Below are 13,195 nucleotides of genomic sequence, written 5' to 3'. Positions count from 1 at the left end.
ACCATTTCTATTATTAAGCAAGTTTTTCTAGGATCAATTTTCCCATCATTTCAATATGAGCATGCTCTACATTAAGTGCGGGAATATATTGATAAGATTGTCCGCCATTGTTTAGGAAATTTTCTCGATTTTCTTTGTCAATTTCTTCAATGGTTTCTAAACAATCTACGGAGAAACCTGGGCAAATAACGGCAATTTTTTGAATGTTCTGTGTTGCAGCAGATTCTAAAAATTTATCGGTATAAGGCTGTAGCCATTCTTCACGCCCAAAGCGAGATTGAAACGTCATTCCCCATTGGTTTTCTGTTAAGCCCAGCTTATTAACAACTGCAATAGTCGTTTGTTTACAATGTTCACGATAATAATCGCCCATTTTTTCATAACGCAAAGGAATACCATGATAAGAAAATAACAAAAACTCATCGGGTTTTAACCGCGCTTTTATGGAATTGACTAACGCATCAATGTAATTCTCATCGACATGATAAGAATGGATAAAATCAAAGGGCACTAATCCTCGTTCTTCTTTAAGGGCGTTAGCGAAAGCATCAAATACTGCGCCCGTGGTTGAGCTAGAGTATTGCGGATAAAGTGGCAAAACAATAATTCGCTCAACTTGATTTTCAAGCAAGTTTTTTACCGCACTTTGCATTGATGGATTGCCGTACGTCATGGCAATTTCTACTTGAGTATCGATATTTTGATTATCTAAATAGGCTTGTAATGCATCTTTTTGTTGTCGCGAAATGGCAAGTAAAGGCGAGCCTTGCGCTGTCCAAATTGATTGATAATTTTTGGCAATACGTTTAGAACGTAATGGCAAAATAATGGCTTTGAGCAGTGGATACCATTTACAACGCGGTAAATCGACCACGCGAGGATCCGTTAAAAATTGCCATAAATAACGGCTAATTGACTTCGGTGTCGGGCTATCTGGCGTGCCTAGATTGGCAAGTAATACGCCGATTTTTGCAGGTTTTGTCATAAATTGATTACGGAAAGGGTTAATCTAGAAATACAGCAAAGTTTATTCTCTTCTGTGCGGATGTCAATTTGCCAAACTTGGATATTTCTGCCCAAATTAATTGGCGTGGCTCTCGCAGTCACTTTACCTGAACGAACTGGGCGAAGATGATTGGCGTTAATATCCAATCCAACCGCAGCTTTGCCTTCTTCTAAACAAAGCGAACCCGCAAGGGAAGCAACTGTTTCAGCTAAAGCAGCCGAAACCCCGCCATGCAACACACCAAACGGCTGCATAGTTCGATGATCCACAGGCATTGTCGCTTCAATCCAATCCTCGCCAAAAGCAGAAATTTCAATGCCAAGATGGCTAACTGCACTGTTGGAGCAAAGTTGATTTAAGTTTTCGAGCGTGAAGTTTTTTTGCCAAATCATGATGTTCCTTTCATTACGCTAAAATTTCTAATAATGCCTGCACAGGGTGTTTTAACACCACATGTTCATAACGTTTTACCTGACTGCGGCAAGAATAACCAGTTGCTAAACAAAAGTGCGGATCTTTTTCATGCAGTTTTTTATGCCAGGATACATCGTAGATTTCTCGGCTCATTTTTTGATTTTGCACTTCATGTCCAAATACACCAGCCATACCGCAACATCCTACTTTTTCTACATTAAGTTGTTGTCCAAATCTTCCAAAAATTTCTTGCCATTCTTTTGGGCTGTTTGGCATAAAGGTAGATTCCGTACAATGCGGGAATAAATACCAATCGAAAGTGCGGTCAGTTTTGGCGATGTTTTTTAACTTCTCTTGTAACTCCGCATTTTGTAATCTTTGTTTTAACCATTCGTGTGCGGTGAGAACGTGAAAATCGCCCCGTTTTTCTTGTAGTGCTTCTTTGTATTCATCTCGATAAGACAGCACGATGGCTGGATCAACGCCCACAAGAGGAATGCCTAATTTTGCCATTCGATTTAAAAACTCGGCTTGGTTTTGTGCTGTTTTGCTAAAGCGTTTTAAGAAACCTTTAATATGCATTGCTTTGCCGTTTGGTTTAAATGGCAACAGAATTGGTTTGAAGCCTAATTTCTGCGTAAGCATAACAAAATCGCGTACCACTTTGGCATCATAGTAAGAGGTATAGGGATCTTGCACAATAAATAAAATATCATTTTTTTCTACCGCACTTAGGCCTTCCAATTCTTCCAATGATTGTCCTTGATAGCGGATTTCTACAAGTTGTCGTTGCAAATTTGGTTCAGAAAGCAAGGGCAAATCAGTCATGCCTAGTGTTTTTTCCACTAATGTTTGCGTGACTTTTAGCTTGATAAAATAATTAAAGAATTTTGCCTGTTTTGCCATATAAGGCGCAGCAATTTCTAAATTTGCCACAATGTGATCTTTTGCCGGTCGTAAGTAGCGGCTGTGATAAAAATGAAAGAATTTTGCGCGGAAACTCGGCACATCAATTTTAATTGGGCATTGACTCGCACAGGCTTTACAAGCAAGGCAAGTATCCATTGCAGCTTTCACTTCGTGAGAAAAATCATAATCCCCTCGCCATTTTTGAACTGTATTGCTTACTCTTTTCACAAGTGCGGTTAGTTTTATTTCTGTTTTACGGAAGTCTAATTGTTCGGGCGAAACATCTTCATTTGCCATTAATCGAAGCCATTCTCGAACCATGGCTGCGCGACCTTTTGGCGAAAATACACGGTTTTTACTGACTTTCATCGACGGGCACATAATGCTGTGTTCATCAAAATTAAAACATAAGCCGTTTCCATTGCAGTTCATCACACCCTTAAATTCATCTCGTATTTGGATAGGAATTTGGCGATCGTTATCAGCCCGCATCGGCGAAAGAATTGAATGAAGTTCATCTCTGGAATCTAAAGGCGTACAGATTTTGCCGGGATTTAAGCGATTGTTCGGATCGAATAAGGTTTTGATATAACGAAGTTCGTGCCAGAGTTCTGGCGTAAAGAATTTTTCGCCGTAATGGGAACGCACGCCTTTTCCATGCTCTCCCCAGAGTAATCCGCCATATTTAATCGTAAGTTCTGCCACTTCATCTGAAATTTGTTTGAATAATTTCACTTGTTCTTTATCGCATAAATCAAGCGCTGGGCGAACGTGTAACACGCCAGCATCCACGTGACCAAACATGCCATATTGTAAATTGTGTTTGTCTAATAAAGCACGAAATTCACTGATGTAATCCGCAAGATTTTCTGGGGGGACACAAGTATCTTCTACAAAAGGAATTGGTTTGGCTGCACCTTTTGCATTACCAAGTAAGCCCACGGCTTTTTTTCGCATTGCATAAATACGTTCAATAGAGGGTAAATCTGAGCAAACTTGATAGCCAATAATGTGATCTCGGTTGTGTTCGATTTTTTCATCAAGTGAGCGACAAAGTGCGGTGACTTGGCGGTCTATTTTTTCTTTATTATTACCAGCAAATTCTACAATATTTAAACCGAGAATTGGATCTGTTTCATCTTCTGTAAGAAGTTCATTCACAGAGTGCCAAATAATATCTTGTTTGGCGAGGTTTAAGACTTTGGAATCAACGGTTTCCACCGAAAGCGCATTTGCTTTCACCATAAAGGGTGCATTGCGTAATGCCGCATCAAAAGAACGATATTTAATATTGATGAGCGTGCGATACTGCGGAATAGGCAGAAGATTGAGTTTGGCTTCACAAATAAATGCGAGAGAACCTTCAGAGCCAGTGAGAATTCTGGTGAGATTAAATTTACTTTCATCTTCATTGAATACATTTTTGAGATCGTATCCCGTTAAAAAACGGTTAAGTTGTGGCAAATCTTTAATGATAGCCGCTCTTTTTTCTTTACAGTGTTGGGCGATTGTTTGATGGAGTCTTTTGCTACTGTCACTTAATTCAAGCGTATCGATGTTTTCTAAAACATCAACAGAATTGACCGCACTTGTATCTAAAATCTCACCGTTCATTAATACTGCGCGTAATGTCAAAACATGATTAGAGGTTTTACCGTATTGCAATGAACCTTGCCCCGAGGCATCTGTGTTAATCATTCCGCCTAAAGTCGCTCGGTTACTGGTGGATAACTCTGGGGCAAAGAACAAACCATGTGGTTTTAAAAATTGATTAAGTTGATCTTTTACTACGCCGGCTTGTACACGAACCCAACGTTCTTTTACGTTGAGCTCTAAAATAGCAGTCATATGGCGAGAGAGATCCACTATTATATTGTTATTGATAGATTGTCCATTTGTGCCAGTACCTCCACCGCGAGGCGTAAAGGTGAGCAATTGATATTCAGGTAAATTTGCCAATTTGGTTATACGCACTATATCAGCAACAGTTTTCGGAAAAAGAATCGCTTGTGGAAGTTGTTGGTAAACGCTGTTATCCGTAGCAAGGCTTAATCTATCTGCATAATTTTTAGCGATATCTCCTTCAAAATGTTGTTTTTTAAGTGCTTGGAGATAGTTAAGGACATCTTGTTCAATTTGTGGAGTGAGATTTAGACTTGGCAACATAGTATTTAACTCATTTAAAGATATAAATAGCCGGGTGTTCTCGATGATATCTTAAGGTGCGAATAATGTCGAATTAGATTTTCAGCGTTTTTAAGAAGCTTTTTATGGAGTAAATTAGTCAAGAAAAGAGTATTTTTGGATAAAAAAATAAACAAAAAGTTCAAAAGAATTTGATCTTTTCAATTTTTATAGGATAATAGGCGCACTTTTGAACGTTCCTTTGGCGTAAACAAAGGAATTGAATTTGTCAAAAGGTAAAAAGTAGGGCAAATTCAAAACCCTAGTTAAGCGACTGTTTAGAGTGTAACTTTAATTAAAAGTTCAGTATAAACAAGGACACTTTTTTATTACTATTCGATGACTAAATAGAGGACATCAAAATGAAAAAAACTGCAATCGCATTAGTAGTTGCTGGTTTAGCAGCAGCTTCAGTAGCTCAAGCAGCTCCACAAGAAAACACTTTCTATGCAGGTGTTAAAGCTGGTCAAGCATCTTTCCATGATGGCGTTCGTGCTATAGCTCGTGAAGATGGTTTTGGTTATCATCGTAATTCTTTCACTTACGGTGTATTTGGTGGTTACCAAATCTTAAATCGTGATAACTTAGGTTTAGCGGTTGAATTAGGTTACGATGATTTCGGTCGTGTTAAATTCAAAGATGCTGGTAAAGTAGCAGTAAAACACACTAACCACGGTACTCACTTAAGCTTAAAAGGTAGCTATGAAGTGTTAAATGGCTTAGATGTTTATGGTAAAGCAGGTGTTGCTTTAGTTCGTTCTGATTATAAATCCTACGATCCAGATGGCGTTCGTGATCACAAAGAAGGTCGTCACAGCTTACGTACCTCTGGTTTATTCGCTGTAGGTGCAGAATATGCAGTATTACCAGAATTAGCAGTTCGTTTAGAATACCAATGGCTAACTCGCGTAGGTAAATACCGCACTCAAGATAAACCAAATAGCGCAATTGACTACAACCCTTGGATTGGTTCTATCAACGCGGGTATTTCTTACCGTTTTGGTCAAGGCGCAGCGCCAGTTGTTGCAGCACCTGAAGTTGTAAGCAAAACTTTCAACTTAAACTCAGATGTAACTTTTGCGTTCGGTAAAGCAAACTTAAAACCACAAGCTCAAGCAGCTTTAGATGGTATTTACGGTGAAATCGCACAAGTTAACAACGCTAAAGTAGCTGTTGCTGGTTACACTGACCGTATCGGTTCTGACGCTGGTAACTTAAAACTTTCTCAACGTCGTGCTGACACTGTAGCTAACTACTTCGTGTCTAAAGGTGTTTCTGCGGATGCGATCTCTGCAACTGGTTATGGTAAAGCAAACCCAGTGACTGGCGCAACTTGTGACCAAGTTAAAGGTCGTAAAGCGCTTATCGCATGTCTTGCTCCAGACCGTCGTGTAGAAATCGCAGTTAACGGTACTAAATAATTTTAGTGTTCGTTTAACGAAAGATTAAATACAGCAAAAGGCTTAAACTTCGGTTTAGGCCTTTTGTTTTATATGAATCTAAAACCAAGCATTTCAATCAAGTTTTAACTTGTGATAGAATGCGGTACTCATTTATTTATAGGGAACATTATGGAAACCTTAGACAAAATCAAAAAGCAAATTAGTGAAAATCCAATTCTTATTTATATGAAAGGTTCACCAAAATTACCATCTTGTGGCTTTTCTGCTCGTGCATCTGAAGTATTGATGAATTGTAAAGTACCTTTTGGTTATGTAGATATTTTGCAACATCCAGATATTCGTGCTGAATTACCAGCATATGCAAACTGGCCAACTTTTCCGCAATTATGGGTAGAGGGGGAATTAATTGGTGGTTGTGATATCATTTTAGAGATGTATCAATCTGGTGAATTACAAACTTTATTATCTGAAGTTGCAGCAAAACACGCTTAATTACATTAGAAAAATGAAACCCGCTTATAGCGGGTTTTTTTATACAAATAAATTTGTTTTTTATTGAATAAATAGTCTAGGCAAGTTTTAATACCTTAGAAAGTGCGGTAAAAAATCGATTATTTTCTTCAGGTAAACCAATACTTACGCGCAAATGATTCGGCATGCCATAACCAGCAATAGGGCGAACAATTACGCCTTCATGTAATAATGCATCATAAATTGGGGCAGCAGGTTGTTTGAAGTCAATCGTTATAAAATTTCCTTTAGAGGGAATATAATCCAATTGATTTTTTTGACAAAAGTCTTCATAACGTCGCATTTCTACTCGATTATTTTCAGCGACTTTTTCAACAAATTCATCATCATTCATTACGGCAACTGCAGCGGTTAATGCCAATGAATTACAGTTAAATGGTTGTCGAACTCGATTTAATAAATCTGCGATTTCAGGATTAGATACCGCATAACCAATGCGTAAACCCGCCAAGCCATAGGCTTTGGAAAGAGAGCGTGAAATAATTAAATTTGAATATTTTTTTAATAAACTGAAAGAGTCCACTCGTTCTTCAGCTTTGGTAAATTCCGTGTAGGCTTCATCTAATACCACGATTACATTTTGAGGGACTTCTGCTAAAAAATCTTCAATTTCTTGCGACGTTAAAAAATTACCCGTTGGATTATTGGGATTAGCAATGTAAATGAGCTTTGTTTTATCAGAAAGTGCGGTCAAAAATCCTTGTAAATCATGCCCCCAATTTTTAGCTGGAATTTCTTTTGCAACTGCATTAATCGCTTTAGTTACTAAAGGATAAACAATAAAGGCATATTGTGAATAAATGATTTCATCGCCTTCACTTGCGAAAGTATGAGCAAAAAGTTCTAATAAATCATTTGATCCATTTCCGAGCGTAATTTGATTTGGTTGAACACCAAATTTTTTTGCGATAGTTTGTTTTAGTTCAAAGCCATTCGCATCTGGATAACGAGTCAGTTTATCTAATTGTTCGGAAATTGCTTTTTTTGCACTTTCTGGAAAACCAAATGGGTTTTCGTTTGAGGCCAGTTTAACGATATTGGAAATACCAAGTTCTCGTTCTAATTCTTCAATCGGTTTACCTGCTTGATAAGGTGATAAGGATTTTACGCCATGATTGGCAACATTGATGTACTGCATAGTGTTATTTGAAAATATTGATGTGGATTAGGATGAATTTTCAAGTAAATTTGGGCGTAGTGAATACGCCCATTGAAAATGTTCTTTAACTATTGAGGAAGATTTTCAGCTTCAAATTTTTTCATAAATGAAATGAGTGCCTCAACGCCTTCTTGTGGCATAGCATTATAAATAGATGCACGCATTCCACCTAAAACCTTGTGACCTTTCAAGGCTTGTAAGCCCGCAGCAGTGGATTCTGCGACAAATTTGGCATCTAATTCAGGATTGCCTGTAATGAAAGTGACATTCATTGTTGAGCGGTTTTCTTTTGCTACCACATTGCGGTAAAGTTTGCTCGAATCAATATAATCATAAAGGGTTTGTGCTTTTAGCGCATTACGTTTTGCGATCACCGCTAAGCCCCCCATCTCTTTAAGATGTTTAAATACGAGGGAACATAAATACCAAGCAAATGTTGGTGGTGTATTGATCATTGAGTCTGCATCACGTTGAGTTGCATAATTCCAAATAGATGGGGTTTCTTTACGTGCATTACCGATCAAATCATCACGAATAATGACTAACGTAATGCCAGCAGGGCCAAGATTTTTTTGAGCACCTGCATAAATTACACCAAATTTACTAATATCGATTTGGCGTGAAAGAATATTTGAAGACATATCCGCGACCAATACGGCATCGCCCACATTTGGTACATCAAAAATTTCTACACCACTGATGGTTTCATTTGGGCAATAATGAACGTAGTCATACTGATTAGCAATATGGCTGAAATCAAGATTGGTAATTCGAGTCTGTTCGCCATTTTCTACAATAGTGATTTCATCAATTTCTGCAAAATTTCTTGCTTCTTTTGCCGCTGTCGCTGACCAATGCCCACTATTTAAATAAAGGGCTTTACCTTTTTTACCGATTAAGTTCATCGGAATGGCTGCAAATTGACCGCGAGCACCGCCTTGTAAAAAAAGTACGCGATAGTTATCAGGAATATTGTAAACCTCACGTAGATCTTTTTCTGCTTGAGCAATAAGTTCCATGAAATATTTACCGCGATGGCTCACCTCCATCACTGATACGCCTTGATTGAGCCAGTTTGTCAGTTCACCTTGTGCTTTTTGTAGCACTTCTGGAAAAATCATCGCTGGGCCAGCGCTAAAATTAAAGACTTGTGACATTGTGTTTCCTTATTTTTGTAGATAGTTGAATCTGTTTTATCACTAGAAAAGCAGAGAATCAAACGCTTTTTCGGTAAATAAAAAATTTTTTTGAGCTGACTCACAAAATTTACTTTCAGCTTTTGACGAATTATCAAAAAGAGGATACATTACCGCCATCAATTTTCTTATTAAAAGAGAGTCATTATGGAAACTGTAAACAAGCAATCTTTCCAAGAAGTACTGGAATACGTGCGTATGTATCGTTCGAAAAACAAAATTAAGCGCGACATGGAAGACAATAATCGTAAAATCCGTGACAATCAAAAACGCGTATTATTGTTAGATAACTTAAATCAATACATTCGTGATGATATGACCATCGAAGAGGTGCGTGGAATTATTGAAAGTATGCGTGATGACTATGAAAGTCGTGTTGATGATTATACGATTCGCAATGCGGAGCTTTCTACGCAACGTCGTGAGATCAGTGCGAAAATGAAAAGCCAGAAAAAGGCACATGCGGAATTATTGAAAAATTCTGAAAAATAATTGTAATAAAATAGCCGGCTGAATCAGTCGGCTTATTTTTTATAAGCTATTCATTGCGTTAATGATTTTAATTTCATCAAAATTGACAATATCTTCTTGGAATATTGTGCGTTCTTGAATTTTCCCCTCTTGTAATAATTTTTCTCGTTGTGTGCCTAAAAGCAATGGCGTGTCTGGTGTGTACCATTTTTCCCCTTGGCGGAAAATTAAATTACCAATGGAACAATCTGTCACTTTTCCATTTTTGATAATAATAATTTCATCACAAGAACCACGTTGAGCAAACAATGTGTTAATTAAACAGCGATCAGCATATTTCAAGCTATATTCGATATCGTCACAAATTACAGGTTGAAAAGTGCGGTAAATTTTTTGATGGTATTCAAAATATTGAATTTGTGTGGTTTTGGCATTGTAATCAATGCGGCAGCGAACTAATCGATTTTGTAAGTAAGCAGGCAGTTGAATGAGTGAAAAAAGATTAAAAATTTTCACCGCACTTTTGCCATAATATTCACGCAAACTACGTTCATACCGTGTTTGGTGTAAATCGATATTTTGAATTTTCCCGTTTTCAATACAAAGGGTTTCAAATAGAGGATACATTAATCAGCACCTTCAATCGGTAAATAGACTTTTTCTAACAATTCTTCATATTCATCTCGCACATTGCTATGAATGGTAATCCCGCCTCCACTATGAAAATAAAATTTTTCATCTACTTGAGAAATAAATCGAATTGCTACCGCACTTTGTAGTGTTTTACCATCAAATATGCCAAAAATTCCTGTGTAATAACCGCGTTTTTGTTTTTCTGCTTGTTGAATAATCTGCGTGGTTTTCTCTTTTGGGGCGCCACTAATGGAACCAGCAGGCAAGAGTTTCGCTAAAATATTCCCAATTTGATTTTGCCAGTTTTCACTCAATTTTCCGCAAATTTCAGAACTGGTTTGTAGTATTTCGCCTTTCTGGGTTTTGATGCGATCGATATAACGAAATTTTTTCACCTGAATGTTTTCTGCCACCATGGATAAATCATTACGCATCAAATCAACAATTGTGTAATGTTCTCGTTGTTCTTTTTCATTTATGAGTAACTGATTTTCTGCATCGGGCAGAGACGCATTAATTGTCCCTTTCATGGGATAAGTAAAAATGCTGTTATCATGAATATTGACAAAACATTCTGGTGAGAAGCAAACAAATTGATCTTGTAACCACAATTTATAAGGTGCATTTGTTTGATGAAAAATTTGTTCAAGTGAAAGATTACCTGAAATTTCAGTGGGGTAGGTGAGATTTAATAAATAAGAATTGCCTTTTTGCAATTCACGTTGAACAAGTTCAAAACCTTGTTGATAACGCGAGAAGGGCATTGGATGTTTGGTAAAATTAAGAGGGAGAGGTTGTGGAGAAATTGTGCAATTTCTTTTCCCTAAAATATCAAAATAAATGCCTTGTTGTGCAGAATTTTCTAGAGGACAAATCAATGGTTTTTCTTTTTCAAAATCAATGAGAAAGAAAAATGGCGTGCGTTGTTTGCCATAATGATTAGCCTGTTCAATAAAATGTTGCATTGTGCTTTGTGCCATTTTGCGTAAAATTGCCCGATTATAACGAATGCCGAGCGGTTATGAAATTACTCATCATTAATAATCACGATTCTTTTACTTTTAACTTGGTGGATTTAATTCGAAAATTAAATGTGCCTTATGATGTTTTAAACGTGGAAGATTTAAAGGAAAGTACAGCGGAAAAATATAGTCATATATTGATTTCGCCAGGGCCTGATGTACCACGAGCTTATCCACAACTTTTTTCCATGTTGGAAAAATATCATCAGAAAAAATCTATTTTAGGTGTGTGTTTAGGGCATCAAACCTTATGTGAATTTTTTGGAGGTACATTGTATAACTTAGAGAATGTTCGTCATGGCCAGAAACGAATTTTAAAAGTGCGGTCAAATTCTCCATTATTTTTTAGCCTTCCAAGCGAATTTAATATCGGGCTATATCATTCTTGGGGCGTACAGAAAAAAGATTTTCCTAGTTGCCTAGAAATTACCGCATTTTGTGATGAAGGTGTGGTAATGGCGATTCAGCATAAATCGTTACCAATTTATGGTGTTCAGTTTCATCCAGAGTCTTATATGTCAGACTTCGGTGAGCAAATTTTGCTTAATTGGTTGACTATTCCTGCTGCGATTAATCAATAATAGCGCTTGCTTATTAAGCTAAAATACGTATTATAGACGTCTATACGTCAATACATCCAAATTTAAAAGAAAAAGAGAGAAAATATGTCTAGCTATTTATTTACATCTGAATCTGTATCTGAAGGGCATCCAGATAAAATTGCCGATCAAATTTCTGATGCGGTACTTGATGAAATTCTAAAACAAGATCCAAAAGCACGAGTAGCTTGTGAGACCTACGTAAAAACCGGTATGGCATTGGTTGGTGGTGAAATTACCACATCAGCATGGGTCGATATTGAGAATTTAACGCGTAAAGTGATTTGTGATATTGGTTATGAACATTCTGAAATGGGTTTTGATGGCCATTCTTGTGCGGTGCTTAATGCGATTGGTAAACAATCTGCAGATATTAATCAAGGCGTTGATCGTGAAAATCCATTAGATCAAGGCGCAGGCGACCAAGGTATTATGTTTGGTTATGCCACTAATGAAACGGATGTATTAATGCCTGCAGCTATTACTTATGCACATCGTTTAATGGAAAAACAAGCTGAAGTGCGTAAAAGCGGTAAACTAGCATGGTTACGCCCAGATGCGAAAAGCCAAGTAACGTTAAAATATGAAGATAATAAAATTGTTGGTGTGGATGCGGTTGTGCTTTCTACTCAACATTCTGAAGAAGTTAGCCAAAAAGATTTACATGAAGGTGTGATGGAAGAAATTATTAAACCAGTATTACCAAGTGAATGGCTTTCTAAAGAAACAAAATTCTTCATTAACCCGACTGGCCGTTTTGTTATTGGTGGGCCGATGGGGGATTGTGGTTTAACTGGTCGTAAAATTATCGTAGATACTTACGGTGGTGCCGCTCGTCACGGTGGTGGCGCATTCTCAGGAAAAGATCCCTCTAAAGTAGACCGTTCAGCAGCTTATGCTGCACGCTATGTCGCAAAGAATATTGTGGCAGCTGGTTTGGCAGATCGTTGTGAAATCCAACTTTCTTATGCGATTGGTGTGGCTGATCCAACATCTATCATGGTCGAAACCTTTGGAACTGGAAAAGTTGCGAATGAATTATTAGTGTCATTAGTTCGTGAATTCTTTGATTTACGTCCTTATGGCTTAATTAGAATGTTAGATTTAATCCAACCAATCTATCGTGAAACGGCAGCTTATGGTCATTTCGGTCGTGAGCAATTCCCTTGGGAAAAAGTGGATCGTGCAGAAGATTTACGTATTGCGGCAGGTTTAAAATAATAGGCTTGAATTTTTAGTTTGAAAGGCTTATATTGGAAAGGCAACAAGGTTTCTTGTTGCCTTAGTTGGTTTAGGTTGCTACCAAGCTGGGGAGCTAAAGGACAGCAACAAGAACCCGATAATAATCATTAATATGATTTTTATCATAAGGCTATCTCCTTTCAGAGTTGTTAAACAAAGCTGATCGAGATTGAGTTACTGCCTGACCCGCCAGTCAGGCAATAACGTACCTGACCAACCACTGTTTATTCTATCATATAAAAGCCGCTTATCTAGCGGTTTTTGCTTTTACCGATGACATCAATATCACTTATTCCATTTCGTCATTTAAAAATGCAAGTGAAATGTAAATTGAATAAATCCTTGTAAAATTTAACCGCACTCTTACGTATTGCGGCAGGTTTAAAATAATAGGCTTGAATTTTTAGTTTGAAAGGATTATATTGG

The 13,195-nt window shown here is 37.5% G+C and carries 12 protein-coding genes; 5 read left to right on the top strand and 7 right to left on the bottom strand.

Annotated features, from left to right (window positions below):
* Window positions 1-13: 13 nt before the first annotated feature.
* From hemH to ydiJ, 3 genes are read right to left on the bottom strand one after another with little or no spacing between them, the layout of a single operon-like run.
* Entirely contained in the window at window positions 14-985 is a 972-nt protein-coding gene (gene hemH / locus DV428_RS07685) for a ferrochelatase (protein ID WP_114909285.1), read from the bottom strand.
* On the bottom strand, window positions 982-1,398 hold the full coding sequence (locus DV428_RS07680; RefSeq protein WP_114909284.1) for a hotdog fold thioesterase: 417 nt from the start codon (window positions 1,396-1,398) through the stop codon (window positions 982-984). Before DV428_RS07680 ends, hemH begins: the two co-directional genes overlap by 4 nt.
* Before the next feature lie 13 nt (window positions 1,399-1,411).
* Entirely contained in the window at window positions 1,412-4,495 is a 3,084-nt protein-coding gene (gene ydiJ, locus DV428_RS07675; protein ID WP_114909283.1) for a D-2-hydroxyglutarate dehydrogenase YdiJ, read from the bottom strand.
* Between the two features lie 380 nt (window positions 4,496-4,875).
* Here ydiJ and ompA point away from each other — a divergent pair, with 380 nt between their 5' ends.
* Window positions 4,876-5,934: a porin OmpA gene (gene ompA, locus DV428_RS07670; protein ID WP_114909282.1), complete on the top strand. Its 1,059-nt coding sequence runs from the start codon at window positions 4,876-4,878 to the stop codon at window positions 5,932-5,934.
* 150 nt (window positions 5,935-6,084) lie between these two features.
* The gene (gene grxD / locus DV428_RS07665) at window positions 6,085-6,408 is read left to right on the top strand and encodes a Grx4 family monothiol glutaredoxin (protein WP_114909281.1); all 324 of its coding nucleotides are present in this window, start codon (window positions 6,085-6,087) and stop codon (window positions 6,406-6,408) included.
* A 76-nt stretch (window positions 6,409-6,484) separates the two neighbouring features.
* Here the strand turns inward: grxD and hisC are convergent, their stop codons facing one another.
* Complete coding sequence (hisC, locus tag DV428_RS07660; RefSeq protein WP_114909280.1) at window positions 6,485-7,585, bottom strand: histidinol-phosphate transaminase; 1,101 nt, start codon at window positions 7,583-7,585, stop codon at window positions 6,485-6,487.
* A gap of 89 nt (window positions 7,586-7,674) precedes the next feature.
* Entirely contained in the window at window positions 7,675-8,763 is a 1,089-nt protein-coding gene (gene serC, locus DV428_RS07655; protein WP_114909279.1) for a 3-phosphoserine/phosphohydroxythreonine transaminase, read from the bottom strand.
* Between the two features lie 186 nt (window positions 8,764-8,949).
* On the opposite strand from serC, the gene DV428_RS07650 reads away from it, so the two are divergent.
* Entirely contained in the window at window positions 8,950-9,294 is a 345-nt protein-coding gene (locus tag DV428_RS07650; protein ID WP_053465463.1) for a DUF496 family protein, read from the top strand.
* 39 nt (window positions 9,295-9,333) lie between these two features.
* On the opposite strand, the gene DV428_RS07645 is transcribed toward DV428_RS07650, so the two are convergent.
* Together DV428_RS07645 and DV428_RS07640 are read right to left on the bottom strand one after the other, a co-directional pair.
* Window positions 9,334-9,900 (bottom strand): aminotransferase class IV family protein, encoded by a 567-nt coding sequence (locus DV428_RS07645; RefSeq protein WP_114909278.1) that lies wholly within the window; start codon window positions 9,898-9,900, stop codon window positions 9,334-9,336.
* On the bottom strand, window positions 9,900-10,886 hold the full coding sequence (locus DV428_RS07640; protein WP_114909277.1) for an aminodeoxychorismate synthase component I: 987 nt from the start codon (window positions 10,884-10,886) through the stop codon (window positions 9,900-9,902). Before DV428_RS07640 ends, DV428_RS07645 begins: the two co-directional genes overlap by 1 nt.
* 41 nt (window positions 10,887-10,927) lie before the next feature.
* On the opposite strand from DV428_RS07640, the gene DV428_RS07635 reads away from it, so the two are divergent.
* Together DV428_RS07635 and metK are read left to right on the top strand one after the other, a co-directional pair.
* A complete protein-coding gene (locus tag DV428_RS07635) occupies window positions 10,928-11,509 on the top strand; it encodes an anthranilate synthase component II (RefSeq protein ID WP_114909276.1) in 582 nt (193 codons plus the stop codon).
* A gap of 84 nt (window positions 11,510-11,593) precedes the next feature.
* Window positions 11,594-12,748, top strand: a complete 1,155-nt coding sequence (gene metK / locus DV428_RS07630) for a methionine adenosyltransferase (RefSeq protein WP_114909275.1) — start codon at window positions 11,594-11,596, stop codon at window positions 12,746-12,748.
* The last annotated feature ends 447 nt before the right edge of the window (window positions 12,749-13,195 follow it).

Source organism: Haemophilus haemolyticus (assembly GCF_003352385.1).
GTDB classification, from domain to species: Bacteria; Pseudomonadota; Gammaproteobacteria; order Enterobacterales; family Pasteurellaceae; genus Haemophilus; species Haemophilus haemolyticus_I.
This window is presented reverse-complemented; position numbering and strand designations above follow the sequence as displayed.

Bases quoted from the DNA above. Each gene is read 5' to 3' on its own strand.
- hemH (WP_114909285.1), bottom strand. From the start codon at position 985: ATGACAAAACCTGCAAAAATCGGCGTATTACTTGCCAATCTAGGCACG.
- DV428_RS07680 (WP_114909284.1), bottom strand. From the start codon at position 1,398: ATGATTTGGCAAAAAAACTTCACGCTCGAAAACTTAAATCAACTTTGC.
- ydiJ (WP_114909283.1), bottom strand. From the start codon at position 4,495: ATGTTGCCAAGTCTAAATCTCACTCCACAAATTGAACAAGATGTCCTT.
- ompA (WP_114909282.1), top strand. From the start codon at position 4,876: ATGAAAAAAACTGCAATCGCATTAGTAGTTGCTGGTTTAGCAGCAGCT.
- grxD (WP_114909281.1), top strand. From the start codon at position 6,085: ATGGAAACCTTAGACAAAATCAAAAAGCAAATTAGTGAAAATCCAATT.
- hisC (WP_114909280.1), bottom strand. From the start codon at position 7,585: ATGCAGTACATCAATGTTGCCAATCATGGCGTAAAATCCTTATCACCT.
- serC (WP_114909279.1), bottom strand. From the start codon at position 8,763: ATGTCACAAGTCTTTAATTTTAGCGCTGGCCCAGCGATGATTTTTCCA.
- DV428_RS07650 (WP_053465463.1), top strand. From the start codon at position 8,950: ATGGAAACTGTAAACAAGCAATCTTTCCAAGAAGTACTGGAATACGTG.
- DV428_RS07645 (WP_114909278.1), bottom strand. From the start codon at position 9,900: ATGTATCCTCTATTTGAAACCCTTTGTATTGAAAACGGGAAAATTCAA.
- DV428_RS07640 (WP_114909277.1), bottom strand. From the start codon at position 10,886: ATGGCACAAAGCACAATGCAACATTTTATTGAACAGGCTAATCATTAT.
- DV428_RS07635 (WP_114909276.1), top strand. From the start codon at position 10,928: ATGAAATTACTCATCATTAATAATCACGATTCTTTTACTTTTAACTTG.
- metK (WP_114909275.1), top strand. From the start codon at position 11,594: ATGTCTAGCTATTTATTTACATCTGAATCTGTATCTGAAGGGCATCCA.